Annotated in this window: 18 protein-coding genes and 1 other RNA gene; 6 read left to right on the top strand and 13 right to left on the bottom strand. The window is 40.6% G+C overall.

Going from position 1 to position 22,811, the window contains the following annotated elements; all coding sequences use genetic code 11:
• Nucleotides 1-263 precede the first annotated feature (263 nt).
• Nucleotides 264-2,246 (top strand): putative bifunctional diguanylate cyclase/phosphodiesterase, encoded by a 1,983-nt coding sequence (locus DES38_RS00835; RefSeq protein WP_110250182.1) that lies wholly within the window; start codon nt 264-266, stop codon nt 2,244-2,246.
• 892 nt (nt 2,247-3,138) lie between these two features.
• Here DES38_RS00835 and ssrA read toward each other — a convergent pair.
• Nucleotides 3,139-3,501: a transfer-messenger RNA gene (gene ssrA / locus DES38_RS00830) on the bottom strand.
• 107 nt (nt 3,502-3,608) lie between these two features.
• Entirely contained in the window at nt 3,609-4,070 is a 462-nt protein-coding gene (smpB, locus tag DES38_RS00825; protein ID WP_110250181.1) for an SsrA-binding protein SmpB, read from the bottom strand.
• Nucleotides 4,071-4,226: 156 nt separating this feature from the next.
• Here smpB and DES38_RS00820 point away from each other — a divergent pair, with 156 nt between their 5' ends.
• Nucleotides 4,227-5,078 carry a GNAT family N-acetyltransferase gene (locus DES38_RS00820; RefSeq protein WP_170114284.1) on the top strand — a complete coding sequence of 284 codons (852 nt, stop codon included), beginning with the start codon at nt 4,227-4,229 and terminating at the stop codon, nt 5,076-5,078.
• Nucleotides 5,079-5,439: 361 nt separating this feature from the next.
• Here DES38_RS00820 and rnr read toward each other — a convergent pair whose 3' ends face one another.
• From rnr to secG, 3 genes are all read right to left on the bottom strand, one after another.
• Entirely contained in the window at nt 5,440-7,746 is a 2,307-nt protein-coding gene (rnr, locus tag DES38_RS00815; RefSeq protein ID WP_110250308.1) for a ribonuclease R, read from the bottom strand.
• A 53-nt stretch (nt 7,747-7,799) separates the two neighbouring features.
• On the bottom strand, nt 7,800-8,546 hold the full coding sequence (locus tag DES38_RS00810; RefSeq protein ID WP_110250179.1) for an alpha/beta hydrolase: 747 nt from the start codon (nt 8,544-8,546) through the stop codon (nt 7,800-7,802).
• A gap of 222 nt (nt 8,547-8,768) precedes the next feature.
• On the bottom strand, nt 8,769-8,999 hold the full coding sequence (gene secG / locus DES38_RS00805) for a preprotein translocase subunit SecG (RefSeq protein ID WP_110250178.1): 231 nt from the start codon (nt 8,997-8,999) through the stop codon (nt 8,769-8,771).
• A 270-nt stretch (nt 9,000-9,269) separates the two neighbouring features.
• Here secG and DES38_RS00800 point away from each other — a divergent pair, with 270 nt between their 5' ends.
• The 4 genes from DES38_RS00800 to ptsP all read left to right on the top strand — a co-directional run bounded on the left by DES38_RS00800 (nt 9,270) and on the right by ptsP (nt 13,155).
• Complete coding sequence (locus tag DES38_RS00800) at nt 9,270-10,022, top strand: DeoR/GlpR family DNA-binding transcription regulator (RefSeq protein WP_110250177.1); 753 nt, start codon at nt 9,270-9,272, stop codon at nt 10,020-10,022.
• Complete coding sequence (gene pfkB, locus DES38_RS00795; protein ID WP_110250176.1) at nt 10,019-10,936, top strand: 1-phosphofructokinase; 918 nt, start codon at nt 10,019-10,021, stop codon at nt 10,934-10,936. Before DES38_RS00800 ends, pfkB begins: the two co-directional genes overlap by 4 nt.
• A 226-nt stretch (nt 10,937-11,162) precedes the next feature.
• Nucleotides 11,163-11,432, top strand: coding sequence for a phosphocarrier protein HPr (locus DES38_RS00790; RefSeq protein ID WP_110250175.1), 270 nt, complete (start codon nt 11,163-11,165; stop codon nt 11,430-11,432).
• 7 nt (nt 11,433-11,439) lie between these two features.
• Nucleotides 11,440-13,155: a phosphoenolpyruvate--protein phosphotransferase gene (gene ptsP / locus DES38_RS00785; RefSeq protein ID WP_110250174.1), complete on the top strand. Its 1,716-nt coding sequence runs from the start codon at nt 11,440-11,442 to the stop codon at nt 13,153-13,155.
• A gap of 82 nt (nt 13,156-13,237) precedes the next feature.
• Here ptsP and DES38_RS00780 read toward each other — a convergent pair whose 3' ends face one another.
• The 8 genes from DES38_RS00780 to DES38_RS00745 form a co-directional block, all read right to left on the bottom strand.
• Nucleotides 13,238-14,218 carry an RnfABCDGE type electron transport complex subunit D gene (locus tag DES38_RS00780; RefSeq protein WP_110250173.1) on the bottom strand — a complete coding sequence of 327 codons (981 nt, stop codon included), beginning with the start codon at nt 14,216-14,218 and terminating at the stop codon, nt 13,238-13,240.
• Complete coding sequence (gene rsxC / locus DES38_RS00775; protein WP_110250172.1) at nt 14,218-15,534, bottom strand: electron transport complex subunit RsxC; 1,317 nt, start codon at nt 15,532-15,534, stop codon at nt 14,218-14,220. Before rsxC ends, DES38_RS00780 begins: the two co-directional genes overlap by 1 nt.
• Nucleotides 15,535-15,708: 174 nt before the next feature.
• The gene (eno, locus tag DES38_RS00770; protein WP_110250171.1) at nt 15,709-16,995 is read right to left on the bottom strand and encodes a phosphopyruvate hydratase; all 1,287 of its coding nucleotides are present in this window, start codon (nt 16,993-16,995) and stop codon (nt 15,709-15,711) included.
• Nucleotides 16,996-17,055: 60 nt separating this feature from the next.
• A complete protein-coding gene (gene gpmI, locus DES38_RS00765; protein WP_110250170.1) occupies nt 17,056-18,591 on the bottom strand; it encodes a 2,3-bisphosphoglycerate-independent phosphoglycerate mutase in 1,536 nt (511 codons plus the stop codon).
• Nucleotides 18,591-19,346, bottom strand: a complete 756-nt coding sequence (gene tpiA, locus DES38_RS00760) for a triose-phosphate isomerase (protein ID WP_110250169.1) — start codon at nt 19,344-19,346, stop codon at nt 18,591-18,593. Before tpiA ends, gpmI begins: the two co-directional genes overlap by 1 nt.
• Before the next feature lie 63 nt (nt 19,347-19,409).
• The gene (locus DES38_RS00755) at nt 19,410-20,600 is read right to left on the bottom strand and encodes a phosphoglycerate kinase (protein ID WP_110250168.1); all 1,191 of its coding nucleotides are present in this window, start codon (nt 20,598-20,600) and stop codon (nt 19,410-19,412) included.
• Between the two features lie 101 nt (nt 20,601-20,701).
• Nucleotides 20,702-21,700 (bottom strand): type I glyceraldehyde-3-phosphate dehydrogenase, encoded by a 999-nt coding sequence (gene gap, locus DES38_RS00750; RefSeq protein WP_110250167.1) that lies wholly within the window; start codon nt 21,698-21,700, stop codon nt 20,702-20,704.
• 40 nt (nt 21,701-21,740) lie between these two features.
• Nucleotides 21,741-22,763 (bottom strand): sugar-binding transcriptional regulator, encoded by a 1,023-nt coding sequence (locus DES38_RS00745; protein ID WP_110250166.1) that lies wholly within the window; start codon nt 22,761-22,763, stop codon nt 21,741-21,743.
• Nucleotides 22,764-22,811: the final 48 nt, after the last annotated feature.

Below are 22,811 nucleotides of genomic sequence, written 5' to 3'. Positions count from 1 at the left end.
ACATCTCATTTTACACACAATTTGTATCTTACCATAGCGGTGCACAAAATTGTTAACGAATGCATAAAAACAGAAGAATTCGATAGATTTTATAAACATTTCGCTCTTTAAATGTAAAAAAATAGTTAGTGCACTCCTTTCCCCTTGTAGGTAATGGCTATTTTTTGTATTAACAGACCTTTAGGTATGTTAATATATATAGGACATACTATTCATTATGTATCATACAATTAATTCATCTGTCGTTTAGGAGTTGTGAACACATGTTAGATCACTATCAATTGTCGATTGTTGGACTATCCGTCATCATTGCGATGACCGCTTCATTTTTAGCATTAAATATAGTCGCAAAGCTTGTTGATGCAAGCGTGAAAGCAAAACGATTTTGGCTTATTTCTGGTTCCTTAGTCATGGGATTAGGGATTTGGTCCATGCATTTTATCGGAATGCTTGCTTTTCATACGACAATGGCCGTCACATATGACCCTTTCATAACCTTCATATCAATGCTTGCAAGTGTTAGTGCTTCATATCTGGCGTTTATGCTAACCGTCCCTAAGCGCATTAATAAGCGCAGGTTATTGGCAGGCGGCGCTGCGATGGCGTCTGGTATCACTGCTATGCATTACTTAGGTATGGAAGCAATGGAAATGGAAGCCGTAATTCGTTATACACCTTTGCTTGTTGTCTTTTCCATTATCGTGGCTTTTATAGCATCGTACGTTGCGCTCTTTTTGTTCTTAAAGTTTCGTTCTCAACACGATGGTAAAGGGTTAAAGATTCTTGCGAGTGTTGTAATGGGTGTTGCGATTTCGGGTATGCACTATATCGGGATGGCTGCCATGACAATTGAGATGCACCATGGTGATGATTTAAATCAAGCCTCATCAAATCGCAACCTCTTATTCGCAGTAATTTTTTCCACGGTAACGTTATTGGTTATTTCGTGGGGGATGATGTTATTTGATCGTCGTGTTCTAAGAAAACTCGCCTTTAAAGATACCTTAACACCATTACTCAACCGCCACGCGATGAATCATTTCTTTGAATTCTTTGAGGGCGATTGTTTAACTGCCTTATTTGTTGACATTGATCGCTTTAAAACAATCAATGACACATTAGGTCATCAGTCTGGCGATCGGGTTATAAACCAAGTCGGAGCCATTGTTCAACAGTATGTCACCACCGGGGTTAGCGCCTATCGTATTGGTGGTGATGAATTCTTAATTCTAGTTGAAGATAATGATGAAAAACGCATTATTAGCTTTGCTGAAGAACTACGTGCCGATTTGAATCAACCTCTCCATCTTACAGATGCACCTGTTCTCATTTCCATTAGTATTGGGATTAGTTTCTGTCATCAGCGTCATGAACGAGGGATTCAGTTACTCGAGGAAGCTGATATTGCTGTTGATCAAGCCAAATTAAACGGTCGTAATCAATACGCAATTTACTCAGAAGCGATGGGACACGAACGTGTGCGGCGCTTGATGTTAGAACAAGATCTTCCTTTCGCTATCCAAAAGGATGAGTTCTACTTACAATATCAACCGAAAATTAATGCAGTTACTGGACGAATTGTTGGTGTCGAAGCACTTATTCGTTGGCAACATCCCAAAATCGGATTTATCTCCCCTGGTGAATTCATTCCTATTGCTGAGTCGACCGATTTTATCATTGCATTGACGACATGGACATTGGATCAAGCGATCCAGCAAATTAAACGCTGGCAAATTGATGGTTATCAGATACCGATTGCCGTCAACTTATCAATAAAATTTATCGAGTCCGTGCGGGTAAAAGATACCATCGCAGATATGCTTGCGCTCCATCACGTAAATGCTGAACTCTTAGAAGTTGAGATCACTGAGACAGTTGTCTACAATAACCTTGACGCTGTTGTCAAAGAAATTAGCGAGATACGTACGTTGGGGGTTAAAGTATCAATGGATGACTTTGGGACCGGTTACTCATCTATCTCCTTGCTCGATACACTGCCGATTGATACCCTCAAATTAGATAAATCATTTATCGCAACCATTGGGGAAGAACGAAAACAGGCAGTCATCGAAGGGATTTTGTTTATCGCAGAAAGACTTGAATTAGATGTCATTACTGAAGGCGTCGAAACGATTGAGGAGGAAACGATTCTTATGAACCTAGGGGCTTACTTAATGCAAGGGTTCTATTACAGTAAGCCGGTGCACCCCTTTGAAATCATTCAAATGGTTCAAGCCAGAAATTGAGCCATCGCCTAATGAATAGTGATTCTCGAATCGGCATTGCTTACTCATTCACCTAACCGCAAACACCACAGAAAAAGCCATCTCTATGATAAGATTAGGTTTTAAAAGAAACAAAGAAGTAAAATAGTACGCATTTTTAGCACAATAAAAAAACGACGTAACCATTGATATCACAATGATTACGTCGTTTTTCGGGCTATACAATATTCACTGGCACGATTTTTCTATTTGAATATAGAAAACAAGTGAGTTTCTCTGTAGAATTGGTTTTATCAAAACAAACTAGGAGGGAACTCACTTGTCTATATGTCATACTACACGATTGAGCTGAATGCATTTAAAACATCCAACGGATCTGGACCGCTTTTCATACCCCGAGCTAGAACGCTCTCGAAGCAATCGTTAAGGAAACAAAAGAGCCAAACATTGCTGGCTAGCTCAGAATATGTCTACTTCCCTAAGTAAGTACTTGCCGTACATTAAGATCCATTTCATCTGTCTGTTTAGCAACAGGTGGATCGAAGGAATGCAACATAAAATTATGGCATTAACCGTGTTGCCGATGGTTGTTGGAATATTCATAACGACAAATACCGTATGCTTCTACATATCAAATATAAAGCAATTGATCCGTGAAAGAGACAGGCACAAAATTACCCCCACGCTCCGACTGCTTAAAAGCACCGGAAACGTGTGATTGATCGGCTTAAACTAATCGCTTAGCGATTTTCTGCAACACTAATTGACGAAAAGCCGCAGTATGCAACCAAAAAAAGCCACCTCCCAAAGAGAAGATGACTTTAAATCTGTTAAAATCATTGAAATAAATGATTTTATGTAAAAGTGTAACAAAAAAATATAAAGCCAGTCATACCAATGCTTATAAGCATATTGGTGGAGACGGTGGGAGTCGAACCCACGTCCAGAGATATCGGCACTCAAGCGTCTACATGTGTAGCTGGTTCATTTAAATTCGTGAGCGATTATGCCAACCAACAGGCCTCCTCGTCACTAGTCTGATTAGGCTCTTCTAGCAGTCCGCAGACGGTGGATGCTAGCGTATCCCACTTAAGTTGAGACCCAAAATCCCGGCACATGGGCGATGCTGGGCAGGATCCTTTAGTAACTGCTTATGCAGCTGCTAAAGAGAAATTGTTTTGTTTGCCAGTTATTATTGGCGGGTAACGTTTTACGAGCCGTAACCTCGACATGCAACCTGAGCTCAAACTACCCCTGTCGAATCCGTAACGTCCCCATATAAAATGAGAAACTTACGAGAAAAGGGAATAGGTAAAACCCTCATATAAATTTCCTTACAACGTCTAATATACCATTTTAAAAAACTAAACTCAAGTTAAATACTTAGTAACGCTCTTTAACAGCACGCTCGATGTCGCGTTTTGCTTGTTTTTGTTTTAAGTCTTCACGTTTATCATATTTCTTCTTTCCGCGTCCTAAACCAAGTAACAATTTCGCATAGCCATCTTTTAAATACAATTTAATTGGTACTAGTGCATAACCTTCCTGTTGCGTTTGGCCCACTAATTTGTTGATTTGGCGCTTATGCAACAATAATTTCCGCGTTCGGGTCGGTTCGTGATTATGAATGTTTCCTTGTTCATATGGCGACACATGCATGTTATAGAGCAAGACTTCTCCCCGTTCTACCCGAGCAAAACTATCTTTCATATTAACTCGACCATTACGTATCGATTTAATTTCTGTCCCTTGTAAAACAATACCTGCTTCCATCGTTTCTTCAATAAAATACTCATGATTTGCTTTTTTATTTTGTGCGATTACTTTGCCTGATCCTTTTGGCATTACCTTCACCTTCTTTTTCTTCGTTCTTACATTTTAACAAGACTCACTACGAAACACAATTATTTTCCGCTTCAAAAAGACTAGACAACCGTTTTCAGACCGTGCGATAATATGACACAGCCGATCATTTCATTATATTTATTAAAGGAGCTATCTATGGAAATCATTCGCCCACTTAACTTATCTGACTATACGATATATCAACAAATGGATACTGGGATCGCAGATGACTACATGCTGACTGTTTTTGAGCGACTCGTTACCCCACCGAACAATTACTTATTCGGTATATTTGTTGAGGACACCTTGGCCGCCGTGACCGGTTATACCCATTTCCCTGGTGGGAATGTGATGCTTGGTCGACTTAGAAGTGAACGCACATTACGTAACAATGGTTATCCGACCCGATTACTCATCCATATCGTTGACCACTTAAAAAAACAGACCGACATTCAATTTCTTGGCGGCTACACCCAAGCAAGTAATCTTCCCGCGAAACGGTTACTTGAAAAGCTCAACTTTTCCTACATTGAAACCTTTCATAGTTTTGTTTGTCTCAACCTAAAAACAAGTGGTGGGGCAATCGGATCGGTGTGGCGTGAAGTTTCGCTGCAAAAAGAAAAAACGCACGTTCGTAATCACTTATCCACCCTGAATCTTGCAGCGTTTCCTTATGAAGCTTACTATCCGTTTCCTTATCATCAATCCCTTCTTCCTGATTGGAAATTAGCTTCAATGCGGATTTTTAAGCATCCCGTACTCGATCGCTATTTAATGATTGAAAATGATTATAAAGGCGAAAAACTCGCACATGTGCGGTACCCTTATGACGATCTCTTCACCGTGCCTGGGCTCATTGATACCGTCCAACATTACCTTGGTGATGAATCTGATCGTCTCCCGTGGTTTGACTTTACCATTCAACAGTACCAATCAATACCTAATCTGTCTGCTTTTCGAATCGAAGACCCTTGGGAATTACACGGCTATTCGCTGAAAAATAAATAAGCCTTTCGTTAAGTCTGATGACGACCGTCCATTATTCAGTCGGATCCGCGATTGTTTAATGGACGCTGTTTTTCCCATCCTACGATTCATTGCCAAGTAGTGTGTGCAACTGACAGCAACATTTAGTTCAAGCGGAAAATACTGAAGGCTTTTTATTTTCACACTGCTTCATACGGATCACTGCTTTAGTTAGGCTATGTCCGATGATAGCGAAAGATCTAAAAGCTCTCTATAACTTTTGATACGCTGATTAAAACAGAACAGGTCAACGTTACAGTAGCTGCAATTATAGCTGACTGCTCACTTCCACAAAAAACAACCACCAGCTCCTTCTAGTTAAGAGGACTGGTGGTTTAAACGCTTATTTTTTCTTTTTATTTTTTTTACTTGCCGCTTTCGGTGGAGCGGCGCGGCCTTTTTTCTTCGTTTTCTTCTCTTTTGCTTTTTGTTTCATTTTTGATTGCGTATCTAACTTTTTCTTCGGCGGTTTTGAACCTTTGCGTTCTGGTCGTTTACGTGTTGGCTTTTTCATACCCACAATCTCAAAGTCAACCGCTTGTTCTTCTAAATTAACTGCTTGGACACGAATCGTAATCATATCACCAATTCGGAAGACATTTCCGGTTCGTTCACCAATCATTGCATAGCTCTTTTCGTCGTAATTATAATAATCATCGGTCAGGTCGCTGACATGCACCAAGCCTTCGACGGTATTGTCTAATTCGACAAACAAACCAAAGCTTGTCACAGAACTGATGACACCTTCAAACTCTTCTCCGATCTTATCTTGCATATACTCTGCTTTTTTCAAATCATCGGTCTCACGTTCAGCATCTACAGCGACACGCTCACGTTCCGAAGTATGCTTAGCGATTTCCGGAAGTTTTTCTTTCCACTTACTTTGTGTCTTGCCATCTAATTTATTATTAATCAAATACGTCCGAATCAGACGATGAACAATTAAATCTGGATATCGACGAATTGGCGAAGTGAAATGGGTATAGAAATCAGTAGCCAAACCAAAGTGACCGACACTTTTCGGGTCATACTTCGCTTGTTTCATTGAACGCAACATTAATTTAGAGATAATCATCTCTTCTTGTTCACCTTTTACTTGATCAATCACCTGTTGTAAAGCTTGGGGGTGAATATCATTGGCTGTCCCTTTCACACTGTAGCCAAATTGACCAATGAACTCGAAAAACTTTTGTAATTTCTCTTCATCCGGATCTTCGTGAATCCGGTGGATAAAGGGCACATCCATCCAGTGGAAGTGTTCGGCAATCGTCTCGTTAGCTGCCAACATAAACTCTTCAATTAATCGCTCAGAAACGGAACGCTCACGAAGCGCAACATCAACGGCATGACCTGCATCATCAACAATCACTTTAGCTTCTTTAAAGTCAAAATCGATCGCACCACGTTCAAAACGCTTTTCACGTAAAACTGCTGCTAAATTCTCCATCATCTCAAACATCGGTACAAGTGGTGCAAATTGTTCCCTTAACGCTTCATCTTTTTCTACAAGTACTTGATTCACTTCTTTATAGGTCATGCGTGCATCGGTATTAATCACCGATTCAAAAATATCATGTTTGATTACTTGGCCTTGTTGATCAATTTCCATTTCACAACCGAGTGTTAAACGGTCCACGCCTGGATTGAGTGAACAAATCCCGTTTGATAACCGGTGTGGAATCATTGGGATAACGCGATCGACTAAATAAACACTGGTTCCGCGACTATATGCCTCGTCATCAATTGGTGAACCTTCGGTGACATAGTAAGACACATCAGCAATGTAAACGCCCAATAAGTAGTTACCATTATCAAGTTTTTTGACACGTACAGCATCATCTAAGTCTTTCGCATCGGCACCATCAATGGTGATGATTTGTTCTTGACGTAAGTCTTTCCGCCCTTTTATATCTGTCTCGTCAATCGTGTCTTTCGTTTCTTCTGCTTGTTTTAAAACGTCTTTAGGGAAATCAACCGTAATGTCATGTTTATGAATGATTGAAATGATATCCATACCGGGGTCATTTTTATGACCGAGAATTTCGACTATTTCCCCTTCTGCAGATTTTTGGCCTTCTGGAAATTGTTTGACATGGACAATGACTTTATGGCCTTCCACCGCGCCCATACTATCCTCTTTTTTTATAAAGATATCATTAGGAATGCGCTTATCATCAGCAACAACAAAACCAAAGTTACCCTTATCGAGATAATTACCAATGATCCGTGTACTGTTTCGTTCAAGCACTTTCTCAACCGCACCTTCAACCCGTACACCAGGATCACTTGACTCAGTTAAAGCACGTACCAATACGATATCATTATTCATCGCCCCATTTAAGTCATCTGGGTGAATGTACAAATCTTTCGTTTCTTCATCTTCAGGAATTAAAAAGGCAAACCCTTTTTTGTGCATTTGCACACGCCCTTTGAGGAGGCCGACACGTTCTGGTAAGACATACTTGTTTTTGCGAGTGAACAATAACTCACCCTCTGCTTCTAACGTGTTAAGGGCCTTCATTAAATCTTTTAACTCATCACTTGATAAAGCTTCCTTAAATAAGGCTGTTTTTAACTCCTCAACAGACAGTGGTTTTTGTGCTTCATCTTTCATTAACGTCATAATATCTTTCATTAATTGATCTTGCATACCTTCACCTTCTTCCACGTTAACGTCATCTGTTAACATAATTTATCGTCATTTTAGTTGTCCCAATCCAAGCTTTCCAAAAACTGATAGACATCTTCATGGACTGCTTCGCGTTTCGGACCAAGCGTGATCGCGTGACCCGCTTCTTCATACCACTTGATCGATTTTTGATCAGATTCAACATGGTCGTAAATATAGTTAGCACTCTTTGTATTGATCATACGATCATCTCGCGCTTGAATCACAAGCGTTGGTGTATAAATATGGTCAAGTGACTGATTCACTTCTTCAATCAACTGGTTTAGATCCTGAAACAAAGGCTTCGCATCCTCCACCAGTTGATCCGCTTCCTCTTCAGCAGCCACTTGTGATTTCCCTTCGTGTTTTTTATACTCTGTCGCAAAATAACGAAACCCTTTCGTCATTTGGTAATCATTATCAAAAAACATTGGTGAGCACATTGTTGAAACCCCAACAACTGGTTTATTTATTGACAACTTTAGCGATAAGACACCGCCTAAAGATAAGCCTAAAACCGCAATTTTTTGATACCCTTGATCTTTAAGGGATTGATACGCTTGCAGGACATCTTCATACCATAACGCTTTTGAACCTTCAAGTAAGGCTTCAGGGGCTTTACCATGCCCACGGTAAATCGGACCATGAGCCGTATAGCCTTTTTTCTCTAAGAATCGACCGAGCATGCGCATATCGGCGCTATGACCGGTAAACCCATGTAATAATAATACCGCTCTTTCTCCACCTTTAAACATAAATGGTTCAGGTTCTTTAATTTTCATTTCGATCGCCCTCTCCTTAGAAACCTACCTTTTCAGACGGTTAACTTCTCTTTTTATTTCACTGCGTTCGTCATTGATTCAGCCATGCGTATCCGCATTAGGGAGCTTCTCATCTATTAATAGTTTATCAAAACATTCATAAACCTGCATCTCTTTTGACCAATGGCTACCCTATAAATGGAAAAAAGACTTCTTCATAGAAAAAATGAAGAAGTCTTTTCATTAAAGAATATAAGCAACCGCAAATGTTAACGCAAAGAAAACAACCGCGGCAATAATTGTAGCTTTTTGTAATACTGCATCAACCCCACGCGCTTTTTTCTTGCCAAAGAGTTGTTCTGCCCCACCTGAGATTGCCCCAGATAAGCCTTCTCCTTTACCAGACTGCATCACTACAAGTCCAATAAGAACAAGTGCTGAAATAATAATTAATGTAATCGCAACAGCTTCCATCGTTGCCGACACCTCCTAAACGAACTTTATCAATCTTATCTAACCGACATCTTAAAAGACACTATCATTAATGTAGCATAGGGAGATGGTTTTACGCAAGTTTATTTTTATGATCCAGCCAAACTATTAAAACGGTTTCATCATCCCTTCGAGAAATTGATCGATTATTCGACTTTATGATTGTTTTTGGATGATTTTGATTGATTTTTTGACGGATTAAGCGTACACTTAAAGAGTAAACATCATGACTGGTAGAAGGAGGCATCATCTATGTTAACAGCTAAACGCCATGCCTTAATTATTGAGCAGTTGCACAAGCAAGCATCGGTTACCATTCAAGAATTAGTCAATCTCATGGATGCTTCAGAATCAACCATTCGCCGTGACTTAAGTGAGCTTGAAAAAAAGGATTTATTAAAGCGTGTTCATGGCGGTGCCATGCGCATCAATGATACACATGCAGAACCTAGTTATCAAGAGAAAGTCGGGCAACAAACCCGAGAAAAACAAAAAATCGCACAGGTTGCAGCTGATCAGCTTAACGACTTTGATGTTATCTACTTAGATGCAGGAACCACAACGCATGCGATGATCCCTTATTTAAAAGATCGCAACATTACGGTCATCACAAATGGCTTAATGCATTTGCCCGAGTTAGAACGCTACCAAATAAGAACCTACCTGATTGGTGGACAAGTGAAACACAAGACTGGAGCGATTGTTGGTACAGTTGCTTTAAAACAACTTAATGCGTATCACTTTGATGCAAGTTTTATTGGAACCAATGCAATTGATGAACGGTTCGGTTACTCTACACCCGATCCTGAAGAAGCAGAAATTAAACATAAAGCATTATTACAAGGAAAACGGCGCTTCATTCTAGCGGATGAAACAAAACTTAACACAAAAAGCAGTTATCAAATCGCTACACTTAATGAAGCAACATTCATTGTTGATAAGTTATCGAAATCCATGCGCACGCGATTAGAAAAACAAACAACAGTAAAGGTGGCTAAATCATGATTTATACGTGTACATTAAACCCGTCAATCGATTATATTCTTCATCTTGATCACTTTACAGCTGGAGGCTTAAACCGTGGTGAGAATCCTCACTATTTCCCTGGTGGTAAAGGCATTAATGTTTCACGCCTTTTAAAAACACTCGGTATTTCTTCGACTGCCCTAGGCTTTACCGGGGGCTTCACCGGAAGCTTCATCAAAGATGCCCTAGAAAGTGAAGCAATTAAAACGGACTTTATTGAGGTAGACGGTACCACGCGGATCAATTTAAAGTTAAAAGCAGCGGATGAAACTGAAATTAATGGCCCAGGTCCCGTCATTAGTGACCGAAATAAACAACAATTACTTGATCAAATCGAGCAACTCACCGACCATGATACACTCGTGTTAGCCGGTAGCTTAGCTAAAGCATTACCCGATGATTTCTATAAAACCATGGTGAAAACCGCCAATCAGCACGACGTAAAGATTGTTCTTGATACTTCATCAGAAGCATTAAAAGCAATGATTGGTTCGCCTTTATTCTTAGTCAAACCGAACCATCATGAACTTGCGGAATTGTATGATACAACGATTTCATCATCCGCTGAGGCGATTACTTATGGGAAAAAATTATTAAATGAAGGCATAACTCACGTGCTGATTTCAATGGGTGGCGCTGGAGCGGTCTATTTACACGATGACGTGGCATATACAGCGAAAGCACCTGTTGGTGACGTCCTCAACACTGTAGGTGCTGGAGATTCGACGGTTGCTGGCTTTTTAGCCGGTATTGAACAAGGGCTTTCCAATGATGAGTGCTTCCGTTTAGCTGTTGCTTCAGGCAGTGCTACCGCCTTTAGTCATGACCTTGCCACAAAAAAAGATGTGGAAGCGCTTCTTCCTAAGATTGATGTAGTAGAGACCACTTTATAACGCGCGAAACGCTTAAATTATTTATTTACAAACGAACGTGTTCATGGTATGGTACTAGTGTTTTTGACCATTCTTTCATTTCTTCCGTTACGATGCGGAAAAATAAAACGTTAAGTTTCTCTTTTTTTTAAGTCTTAAAGCTTGATATTTAGTGGTGTTAACCATTAAAATGAAAGTTATGGTATACTAAATATAAATAAACTAATATTACTAGGAGGTTTTTTTCATGGCAGCTGAAAAAACAATAACAATTACGGATTCAACAGGTGTACACGCACGTCCAGCAACAGTGCTTGTAAACAAAGCAGGTAACTTCGCTTCAGACGTTACTGTCGAGTACAACGGTAAGTCAGTAAACTTAAAATCAATTATGGGTGTTATGTCTCTAGGTATCCCTAAGGATGCTGAAATTAAAATCGTAGCTGAAGGTTCTGATGAAAACGAAGCAATCGATGCAATCTACGAAACTGTTAAAGAAACAGGACTCGGAGAATAATTAGTCAATGACTATATTAAACGGAATCGCGGCATCTAATGGTGTCGCGATTGCTAAAGCTTACACCCTTGAAGCACCCAATCTTTCTTTTGAGACGAAGAAAGTTGACGATGTCGACAAAGAAGTAAAGCGCTTAGACGACGCTCTTGCGGTTTCAAAAAAAGAATTAGAAATCATTAAAGAGAACGCACGTCGTTCCCTTGGTGATGAACATGCAGAGATTTTCTCAGCACATTTACTTGTGTTAAGTGATCCTGAACTGATTACACCGATGGAAGACAAAATCAAAAATGAAAACGTAAACGCTGAAGCAGCGCTTGATGAAGTTGCAACAATGTTTATTAATATGTTCAAAGCGATGGACAATGAATACATGCGTGAACGCGCCGCTGATATTCAGGACGTAACGAAACGTGTGATGGCCCACTTGTTACAAGTTACTTTCCCAGATCCTGCGCTTATTGATGAAGAAGTAGTGATCATCGCTGAAGATTTAACCCCTTCAGACACTGCACAGTTAAACAAACAGTTCGTCAAAGGGTTCACCACCAACATTGGTGGACGTACATCACACTCAGCAATTATGGCACGCTCTCTTGAAATCCCAGCGGTTGTTGGTACAAAAACAGTCACTGAAGATGTTAAAGATGGCGATATTGTTGTGGTCGATGGTATGGATGGTGAAGTTATCATTAACCCGACTGAAGAGCAATTAGCAACATACAAACAAAAACAAGTTGACTTTGAGAAACAAAAAGAAATTTGGGCAAAACTTAAAAATGAACCAACCTTATCAAAAGACAACACCCACGTTGAACTTGTCGCTAACATTGGTACACCGAACGATGTCGAAGGTGTATTAAATAATGGTGGTGAAGGGGTTGGCCTTTATCGTACAGAATTCTTGTACATGGGTAACAGCGATTTCCCGACTGAAGATGAGCAATTTGAAGCGTATAAATCAGTCTTGGATCAAATGGGTGATAAGCCTGTCGTTGTCCGTACGTTAGATATCGGTGGCGATAAAGAATTAAGCTACCTTGATTTACCGAAAGAAATGAATCCATTCCTAGGGTTCCGTGCCATTCGCTTATGTCTAGAACGTGATGATATTTTCCGTACACAGCTTCGTGCCCTTCTGCGCGCAAGCGTTTACGGTAACCTTAAAATCATGTTCCCAATGATTGCGACATTGGATGAATTCCGTCAAGCAAAAGCACTACTCCTTGAAGAAAAAGCAAACCTTAAAGGTGAAGGTGTCGATGTCTCAGACGATATTGAAATCGGAATCATGGTTGAGATTCCTTCAACAGCGGTGATTGCACGTCAGTTCGCAAAAGAAGTTGACTTCTTTAGTATTGGTACCAATGATTTAATCCAATACACGATGGCTGCAGACCGTATGAATGAACAAGTTTCATACTTATACCAACCGTATCACCCAGCTATTCTTACCCTCGTGAACAATGTGATTGAAGCAGCTCACGCTGAAGGTAAATGGGCAGGTATGTGTGGTGAGATGGCTGGCGATTCCATCGCGATTCCAATCTTACTTGGCTTCGGCTTAGATGAATTTAGTATGAGTGCTACTTCAATTCTTCCGGCCCGTACACAAATTAAAGATTTATCGCGTGAAGAGATGGCTTCTTACAAAGATGAAATCTTAAGCATGGGTACTGCTGACGAAGTTGAAGCATTTGTTCGCTCAAAAACAAACCAATAGTTATTAACGAATAGTTAAAGACTCATTATCGCTGCCGCGATAATGAGTCTTTTTTAGTTGTTAACTTGGCTTCATAGCCGTTTTAAGTCGTCTTCAGCACTTTCGGCCGCTTTTTATGCCCATATATCCTCGGCGCTAAATAACGGTCAATCACAGGGGTTAAAGCGTTCATAATAAGAATAGCAAACCCAACACCACCCGGGAAATTGAAAAGAATTCTAAAGAGAGCTGTTAGTACACCTAGTCCGATCGCAAATAGCGTCTTGCCATCAGGGGTTAATGGCCCTGATGAATAATCAGTTGCCATGTAGGTAGCAGCAAAAATTAGCGTCCCGCTTAAGACATGGGTCATCATATAGGTCAAATCAAAGCTACTATACAATCCAGTGACCACTGCGACCGTTACTACATACAATAACGGGATTTTGAAATTAATAATGCCTCTCACAACTAAATAGATAAGCCCTAATATAATGGCAAACTTAGACGTCTCCCCAACATTTCCCCCTAGCTCAAAGCCAAAAAACAATTGCATCAAATTGGGTACCTCTGCCGAAACGGATTTACTAAAGTGACCGATGTATTCCAGTGGGGTTGCTGTCGACACTGCATCAGCCCCAGGTGTAACCCAATCCGTTATCCAAGGGGTAAAGAATACCTTTAACATAACCCGAGCAGCAACGGCTGGATTCAGAGCGTTTCGACCAATCCCACCCGGTAATTGTTTAATAATCAAAATAGCGAAGGCTGTCCCGATGACTATCGTCCACAGCGGGGCAGTGACTGGTAAACTGAGCCCAATCAGCATCCCCGTTACAACGGCACTATAATCACTAATCGTGCTGGGTATGTTACGATATTTTTGGTACGCATATTCAAAGAAAACACTCGATACAACACCGACAAGAACCATTAAGAGGACACGAAAACCAAAGAAATAGGTCGCCGCAATGGTCGGAAATACCAAGGCAATGATCACTTGTTGCATAATCCAATCGCTTTTACGTCTAGAGAATAAATGCGGTGAAGCTGTCGTCGATAATTCCGCTGTGTTAAGTTTCATCACTTATTCTCCTTTCGTGCTTTAATTTCACCTTTAGCTTTACGAATATTTTCAAGCAAAGGAATATTGGACGGACAAATAAAGGAACAGTTTCCACAATCAATACAATCCATTGCACCTAATCGCTCTGCTTCGTCTATATCACCTTGTTCATATGCGTTACTAATCAGAATCGGTTGCAAACTCACCGGGCAGACATTTAAGCACTCCGCGCATTTTATACAAGGCGTCCGCTCGTCGGCAACCACTTCTTCTTTTGGCAAGAACGTAATGATTGTTGAGCCTTTTGTGATTGGAATTTGACCGGAATTAATGGGTTTACCCATCATTGGCCCACCGTGGAGCATCTTTCCTGGTTTACTTTGGAAACCATCACAAGCATCAATTAAGGTTTGTATGGGTGTCCCAATTCTCACTAAAAGATTCTTCGGATTCTTTACCGGTTCACCTGTTAAGGTCGTTACCCGTGACATTAATGGTGTGCCGTACGCGATCGTTTGATACACTTGTCGAATCGTCGAGACATTGGACACGAGTGCATGAACATCTGCGGGTAACCCTCCAGACGGCACTTCACGATCAACCAAATTTTTAATGAGTCGTTTTTCTGCACCTTGGGGATAGATTGTTTCAAGTTCTTTAATTTTGATGCGGCTATCGTCGCCAATTGCTGCTTCTAACGCTTCAATGCTATCATGAACATTCGATTCAATCGCTACATAGGTATATTTAATAGGATAGAGGTCAAGTAAGATTTGAATGCCTTTAACAAGTTCATCCGCATATTCAATCATCACCCGGTGGTCAGATGTTGAATATGCCTCACATTCTGCTCCGTTAATGATGAGGGTATCGATGGTTTTTCCTGGTGGTGGAGATAATTTAACGTTGGTTGGAAAGGTTGCGCCACCCATTCCGACAATGCCGGCATCCTCGATCAGCTTGATCCGTGCCTGTTTGTCTGTTGGGGCTTCACCTTGAAAAAGCGGTGCCGCTGGTGTGTCTTTATGATCGTTCTCAATAAATATACAGGTGCCGATTCCATGCATCGTCGCTGCCTCTTTAATGTCTGTTACCTTACCTGAGACCGAGCTGTGTATGTTAGCTGAAATAAAGCCATCTTTTTTTCCAATTAATTGCCCCATTTTTACCTTGTCGCCAACTTCAACAATCGCCTCCGCTGGTTTACCAATATGCATGGCTAATGGAAAAATAAGCAGATCTGGAACCGGTGCTTCTTCAATTGGTAGATGCTCCGTCCTCTCTTTTCTCTCTTCTGTATAGGCGCCTTCGCGTTTATATTTAAAAGCAAACATGTTTAATCGTCCCCTTTCTAAATATCTATTTACACCTTTCCTATACCTTTAAATGCCTATCGACTAAACCTGTTTTTTTAGCATTCACTCGCTTCCTAGCTGCTGTAAAGAACATTTAATAATGAAAAAAAGCTTCATCCCGAGGGATGAAGCTTTTTCATATTCACAAATATATTATTTGTTTAAGTTGTAGAATGCTTTCGTACCAGCATATTTAGCTGTTTCTACTAGTTCATCTTCAATACGTAATAATTGGTTGTATTTAGCAACACGGTCAGTACGTGAAGGTGCACCTGTTTTAATTTGTCCAGCATTTGTTGCAACAGCAATGTCAGCAATTGTAGTATCTTCAGTTTCACCTGAACGGTGTGAAATAACTGCAGTATAACCCGCTTGTTTAGCCATTTCGATTGCTTCAAATGTTTCAGTTAATGTACCAATTTGGTTAACTTTAACTAAGATTGAGTTACCAATGCCTTTTTCGATACCTTCTGCTAATTTCTCAGTGTTTGTAACGAATAAATCATCACCTACTAATTGAACTTTGTCGCCTAAGCGATCAGTAAGTAATTTGAAACCATCCCAGTCGTTTTCGTCAAGGCCATCTTCAATTGAGATGATTGGGTATTTAGAAACCATTTCCTCGTACCAGTCAACCATTTCTGCAGACGTACGAACAACGCCTTCGCCTTTAAGGTTGTATTTACCATCTTCGTAGATTTCAGAAGCAGCAACGTCCATTGCAAGTTTAACTTCTTCACCTGGCTTGTAACCAGCTGCTTCAATTGCTTCAATAATTGTTGCAAGTGCTTCTTCATTTGATTTAAGGTTTGGAGCGAATCCACCTTCATCACCAACAGCAGTGTTGTAACCTTTTGAAGAAAGTACTTTCTTCAAGTTATGGAAGATTTCAGCACCCATACGTAAAGCTTCTTTGAAAGTAGGCGCGCCAACTGGCATAACCATAAATTCTTGAATATCTACGTTGTTATCTGCGTGCTCGCCACCATTTAAGATGTTCATCATTGGTGTTGGAAGTACAGTTGCGTTAAATCCGCCTAAGTAAGTGTATAACGGCATACCTAAGTGATCAGCAGCAGCATGTGCAACAGCCATAGATACACCAAGGATTGCGTTAGCACCAAATTTAGCTTTGTTTGGCGTACCGTCTAAATCGATAAGCATTTTGTCAATAACAACTTGACGTGTTACATCGAAACCTAATAATTCAGGTGCGATAACTTCGTTTACGTTTTGTACTGCTTTAAGTACACCTTTACCCATGAAACGATCTTTGTCATCGTCACGTAATTCTACTGCTTCATATTCACCTGTTGAAGCACCACTTGGTACTAGAGCGCGACCAAACGCACCTGATTCTGTGTAAACTTCTACTTCTACTGTTGGGTTACCACGTGAGTCCATGACTTCGCGTGCATATACGTCTGTAATGTATGGCATAATAATTTAGTCTCCTTTTAATTTCGTAGTTTTTTTATAAAACATCTATTCCTAGATGGTTTATTTGATTAACGTTTTACCTGTCATTTCTTTTGGCTTTTCAATGTCTAATAAATCAAGCAATGTTGGCGCCAAGTCTCCTAGGATACCACCGTCACGTAATTCCGCACCGTCTCTTGTTACAATAACCGGTACTGGATTGGTCGTGTGGGCTGTCATTGGCTTACCATCAAGTGAAACAACTTCATCTGAGTTACCGTGATCAGCGGTGATGATAGCTTGTCCACCTTTTTCAATGATTTTATCAACAATCTTACCTAAACATTCATCAACTGCTTCAATCGCCTTGATGGTTGGTTCAAGCATTCCCGAGTGCCCAACCATATCTGGGTTGGCAAAGTTGAGCAGAATCGCATTTGTTTCACCTTCATCTAAATCTTTCAGTAAAGCGTCAGTCACTTCATACGCACTCATTTCAGGTTTTAAATCGTATGTCGCAACATCTGGTGAGTTGATTAAAATACGTTTTTCTCCGTCAAATTCTGCTTCACGGCCACCACTCATAAAGAATGTAACGTGTGGATATTTTTCCGTTTCAGCAATGCGTAATTGTTTTAACTTATTGTCTGCAAGAACCTCACCGACTGTGTTTTTCAAGTCAGTTGGAGGATAAGCAATTTTACTATCTACTGTATCGCTATACTTCATAAACGAGACAAAGAAAATATCTTTTGGTGCATCTTCGCCACGATCAAATGCATCAAAGTCATTGTTTGCGAACGTCTGTGAAATTTGAATGGCACGGTCGGGACGGAAGTTATAGAAAACAACGGAATCTTCTGATGTCATTGTTGCTACCGGCTCACCTGCGTCATTCGTCATTACGGTTGGCTTAACAAATTCATCAAAGATGCCTTCGTTATATGCGTCTTCAACCACTTTAATTGGATCTGTCGCTTTTGGACCTTCACCGTGAGCAATTGCGTCATAGGCAAGTTTAATACGTTCCCAGCGTTTGTCACGATCCATGGCATAGTAACGACCAGAGATTGTCGCAAATTCACCGACTCCAATGTCGTCCATGATTGTCTGTGCTTGTTTAATGTACTGTACAGCTGATTTTTGGCCAACGTCACGTCCATCTAAAAAGCCGTGTACATATACTTTTTCGACGCCTTTATCCTTAGCAAGCTCAAGCACAGCTTTCATATGGTCAATGTGTGAGTGAACCCCACCATCAGATAAAAGACCAAAGATGTGTAGTGCTTTCCCGTTTTCAGTTGCATTATCACATGCTTGGACCAATTGTTCGTTCGTGAAAAAATCACGCTCACGAATCGATAAGTTCACACGTGTTAATGATTGATAAACGATTCGTCCAGCACCAATATTTAAGTGACCAACTTCTGAGTTACCCATTTGTCCTTCAGGTAAACCGACAGCTTCGCCAGAAGCTTCCAGTTGGTTATGTGGATATTTACTCCAGTAACGATCGAAGTTAGGCGTGTTTGCTTGTTTAACAGCATTTCCAACCACTTCATCACGAATGGCATACCCATCTAAAATAATTAATGCGGCTAATTTGTTTTGACCCATTATTTACCCGCCTCCACTAGTTTAAGGAACGAGTCTGCTTCAAGACTTGCACCACCGACTAGGGCACCGTCAATATCTGATTGTTGTAGTAATTCATCAATGTTTGCAGGTTTAACACTGCCACCATATTGAATACGTACAGCGTCAGCAGCATCAGCTGAAACAGCTTCTGCAACGGTTTTACGTACGTGTGTACATACTTCATTTGCTTGTTCAGATGTCGCTGTTTTACCTGTTCCGATTGCCCAGATTGGCTCATAAGCGATAACTGTTTCTTTGACTTGGGCTTCAGTTAAACCGTCAAGTGCTTTTTTCACTTGCGCAGCTACTAAGTCCATCGTTTGATTTGCTTCACGTTGTTCTAACGTTTCACCAACACAAACGATTGGTAACAAGCCATAGTTAAAGGCAGCATGTGCTTTTTTGTTAACCGTTTCATCAGTTTCATTGAACATTTCACGACGTTCTGAGTGACCTAAGACAACATGGGTGACACCTAAGTCTTTAAGGACTGCTGGTGAAACTTCGCCTGTATACGCGCCACTTTCTTCGTAGTGCATGTTTTGTGCAGCAACTTTAAGATCTGTACCTTCTGTTTCTTTAACAAGTTCATAAAGGAACGGGTAAGGTGCACAGATAATTGCGTCTACGCTGTCACTTGATGGGACATTATTTTTCACATCAGCGACAAAGCCCTTTGCATCACTAAGTAATTTATTCATTTTCCAGTTTCCTGCAATAATTGGTTTACGCATCAAATCTTCCTTTCGTGTCGTGCGTTCATATAGTTAGATTGCATCGACTTGTTGTATTCTACCTTATTTATTGCTGATCGCAGCTAAACCAGGTAGTTCTTTACCTTCTAGATACTCAAGTGACGCACCGCCACCTGTTGAAATATGTGAGAAGTCATCAGCGAAGCCAAGTTTCATTGCTGCTGCAGCTGAGTCACCACCACCGATGATTGTTGTTGCCTCATCAAGGTTTGCAATGGCTTTACATACACCAATCGTACCTTGTGCAAAACTTTCCATTTCGAATACACCCATCGGGCCATTCCAAATGACTGTTTTAGCACCTTGAAGTTCATTTTTAAATTGTTCAACTGTTTTAGGACCAATGTCAAGACCCATGTAGCCGTCAGGGATTGCATCGGCATCAACTGCTTTAACATCGCCTTCTTCAGAGAAACCAGTGTTAACCGTTGTATCAACCGGAAGAATAATTTTACCATCTGCGCGCTCAAGTAAATCTTTCGCTAAAGCCACTTTATCTGCTTCAAGTAAAGAACTTCCGATATCCATACCTTTGGCTTTGTAGAAGGTATAAGCCATTCCACCACCGATTAAAATTTTATCGGCTTTACCCAGTAGATTTTCAATCACACCAATTTTATCACTAACTTTAGCACCACCTAAAATAGCAACAAATGGACGTGTTGGGTTATCAACTGATTCACCAATAAATTTGATTTCTTTTTCCATTAAAAAGCCTGCTGCAGATTCAAGGTTCGAAGCAATACCTACGTTTGAAGCGTGGCTACGGTGTGCCGTACCAAACGCATCATTCACAAATAAATCGCCAAGGCTTGCCCAGTACTTGCCAAGCTCAGGATCGTTTTTGCTTTCTTTTTTACCATCAATGTCCTCAAAGCGTGTGTTTTCAAACATTAAAACATCGCCATTGCCTAAAGCGTCAATCGCGTTTTCAAGTTTTTCACCACGTGTTTCAGCAACAAATGATACCTCTTTACCGAGTAATTCAGTTAAGCGCTTAGCAACAGGTTTCAATGATTTACCTTCTTTGTCCGCTTCTTCAGCAACACGACCTAAGTGAGAGAAAAGAATAACTTTTGCATCTTCAGCGATTAAATGTTTAATCGTTGGAAGTGCTTGAACGATACGATCATCGTTCGTAATGTTACCGTCTTTCATAGGTACGTTGAAGTCTGCACGTACAAGAACTTTTTTGCCTGCTACAGCTAAATCAGTTACAATTTTTTTCGCCATAATTAGATAATCCTCCTAGAAAAAATTAAAAAGCGGAAAGCGCGAACGCTTCCCGCTTATGTTATAGACTATACTATCGGATTTTACTAAACCTTATTAACTTACAGTTTAGCGAAGTATTCTAGCGTACGTACTAGTTGTGAAGCGTATGACATTTCATTGTCATACCATGCAACAGTTTTAACTAATTGTTTGCCACCAACTGACATTACTTTCGTTTGTGTTGCATCAAATAGTGAACCATAAGAAATACCGATAACATCTGAAGATACGATTGGGTCTTCAGTGTAACCATATGATTCGTCAGCAGCTTTTTTCATTGCTGCATTAACGTCTTCTACGGTTACTTCTTTGTCAAGTACCGTTACTAACTCAGTTAATGAACCAGTTGGAACTGGAACACGTTGAGCCGCTCCGTCTAATTTACCTTTTAGGTCAGGAATTACAAGACCAATTGCAGCTGCTGCACCAGTTGTGTTAGGTACGATGTTAGCTGCTGCCGCACGTGCACGACGTAAGTCTTTGTTGTGTGGTGCATCTAATGTGTTTTGGTCACCAGTGTATGCGTGAATCGTTGTCATTAGACCTTCGTGAATACCAAATTCTTTATTTAATGTGTTAGCCATTGGAGCTAAACAGTTTGTTGTACAAGAAGCTGCAGAAATTACAGTTTCGTCACCAGTTAAAATATCGTGGTTAACATTGTAAACAACTGTTGGTACGTCATTTCCACCTGGAGCAGAAATTACAACACGCTTCGCGCCACCTTTAAGGTGAAGTTCCGCTTTTTCTTTAGAAGTGAAGAATCCTGTACATTCTAGTACGATTTCTACACCTAAGTCGCCCCATGGTAATTCTTCAGGGTTGCGGTTAGCTAAAACTTTGATGTCGTTACCATTTACAGTAAACTTACCATCTTTAACTTCTACATCGCCTTTGAAACGACCTTGAGTTGTATCATACTTAAGTAAGTGAGCAAGTGAGTCAGCATCTGTTAAATCATTGATTGCTACTACCTCTACTCCTTCTACTTCTTGCATACGACGGAAAGCTAAGCGGCCAATACGACCAAAACCATTAATACCTACTTTTACAGTCATTCTTATTTCCTCCTTGTAATTTCTTAATTTATTTAAAGGATTAAAAATCCTTTATTAAAGCTTCAGCTGCTCCCTCATCCGTGATAAGAACAGTACTTTTCCCTTGTCTCAAATAAGACTCAATCGCTTTTGCTTTGGATTCTCCACCCGCCACTGCGACAACTGTCTTGATGTTCGACAAGTCTTCAAGTTGCATGCCTACGGTTCGAACTTTGTGGACGACTTGACCACGCTGATCAAAATAATACCCAAAGGCCTCACTAATTGCTTTTCCCGATTTAAGCTTCGTTAAAACATCACTTGATGCTTTTCTTCGCTCTGCCATCGTTAAGGCATCCCCTATCCCGTGCATAACAAGATCGGCTTGTTTAATCATATGTAAGGTTTCTTTCACACCTGGTTCCTCAATAATTGAGCGATAGGTTTCTTCACTAAGAGGATCAGGCACATAGAGCAAACGATAATCGCCTTTCATCTTGTTCGCCATTTCAGCGCAAATGGTGTTGGCTTGATTTTCAACACGTTCACCTAAACCACCACGTGCCGGAACAAACGTACAATCGGTTGATTTTTCTGTAGGTTGCATCACTTCGGCAACAGCCGCCATTGACGTCCCACCCGTTACTGCAATTGTTTGCTTCTTCGTAAGATTGGCTTGTAAAAATGCAACGGCCCGACGGCCGAGTTCATCTTTTACCCAGTGATCACGGTCACTGTCCCCAGGAGTAATTATAACACGTTGAAGATCAAAAGTCTGTTTAATTTCATCTTCTAGCTTTTGAAAATCATTGAAAGCTGCGAAATACGGGGTAAAGTCATCGATGACGGTTTGCCCTTTCGCTGTCACCATTACACCTTTTGCACTCACTGTTACAAGACCCAATTGGGTTAAAAGATCAATATCTGTTCTTGCTTCCCGTTCCTTCAAGTCCAACTGTAGCGCTAAATTACGGCGACCGATCGGTTGGCTATAAAGAATTGTGTGAAGCATCGTATAACGCCTTCGTATTACTGTTAACAAGTCGGGGCTCAACATCTTTTGCAATTCAATTAAGCGTTGCATGATTTAGACACCCTCCTTCGTTAGTTGCGGGATACTTTTGTCCCTGAG

Source organism: Streptohalobacillus salinus, from assembly GCF_003201605.1.
Classification (GTDB): domain Bacteria; phylum Bacillota; class Bacilli; order Bacillales; family Amphibacillaceae; genus Streptohalobacillus; species Streptohalobacillus salinus.
Note: the sequence above shows the minus strand (reverse complement) of the source record. Positions and strands in the feature narration are given on the sequence as shown.

Bases quoted from the DNA above. Each gene is read 5' to 3' on its own strand.
- secG (WP_110250178.1), bottom strand. From the start codon at position 8,999: ATGGAAGCTGTTGCGATTACATTAATTATTATTTCAGCACTTGTTCTT.
- DES38_RS00810 (WP_110250179.1), bottom strand. From the start codon at position 8,546: ATGAAAATTAAAGAACCTGAACCATTTATGTTTAAAGGTGGAGAAAGA.
- rnr (WP_110250308.1), bottom strand. From the start codon at position 7,746: ATGCAAGATCAATTAATGAAAGATATTATGACGTTAATGAAAGATGAA.
- smpB (WP_110250181.1), bottom strand. From the start codon at position 4,070: ATGCCAAAAGGATCAGGCAAAGTAATCGCACAAAATAAAAAAGCAAAT.
- ptsP (WP_110250174.1), top strand. From the start codon at position 11,440: ATGACTATATTAAACGGAATCGCGGCATCTAATGGTGTCGCGATTGCT.
- DES38_RS00800 (WP_110250177.1), top strand. From the start codon at position 9,270: ATGTTAACAGCTAAACGCCATGCCTTAATTATTGAGCAGTTGCACAAG.
- DES38_RS00790 (WP_110250175.1), top strand. From the start codon at position 11,163: ATGGCAGCTGAAAAAACAATAACAATTACGGATTCAACAGGTGTACAC.
- DES38_RS00745 (WP_110250166.1), bottom strand. From the start codon at position 22,763: ATGCAACGCTTAATTGAATTGCAAAAGATGTTGAGCCCCGACTTGTTA.
- DES38_RS00835 (WP_110250182.1), top strand. From the start codon at position 264: ATGTTAGATCACTATCAATTGTCGATTGTTGGACTATCCGTCATCATT.
- DES38_RS00780 (WP_110250173.1), bottom strand. From the start codon at position 14,218: ATGAAACTTAACACAGCGGAATTATCGACGACAGCTTCACCGCATTTA.
- pfkB (WP_110250176.1), top strand. From the start codon at position 10,019: ATGATTTATACGTGTACATTAAACCCGTCAATCGATTATATTCTTCAT.
- gap (WP_110250167.1), bottom strand. From the start codon at position 21,700: ATGACTGTAAAAGTAGGTATTAATGGTTTTGGTCGTATTGGCCGCTTA.
- gpmI (WP_110250170.1), bottom strand. From the start codon at position 18,591: ATGGGTCAAAACAAATTAGCCGCATTAATTATTTTAGATGGGTATGCC.
- DES38_RS00820 (WP_170114284.1), top strand. From the start codon at position 4,227: ATGGAAATCATTCGCCCACTTAACTTATCTGACTATACGATATATCAA.
- tpiA (WP_110250169.1), bottom strand. From the start codon at position 19,346: ATGCGTAAACCAATTATTGCAGGAAACTGGAAAATGAATAAATTACTT.
- eno (WP_110250171.1), bottom strand. From the start codon at position 16,995: ATGCCATACATTACAGACGTATATGCACGCGAAGTCATGGACTCACGT.
- rsxC (WP_110250172.1), bottom strand. From the start codon at position 15,534: ATGTTTGCTTTTAAATATAAACGCGAAGGCGCCTATACAGAAGAGAGA.
- DES38_RS00755 (WP_110250168.1), bottom strand. From the start codon at position 20,600: ATGGCGAAAAAAATTGTAACTGATTTAGCTGTAGCAGGCAAAAAAGTT.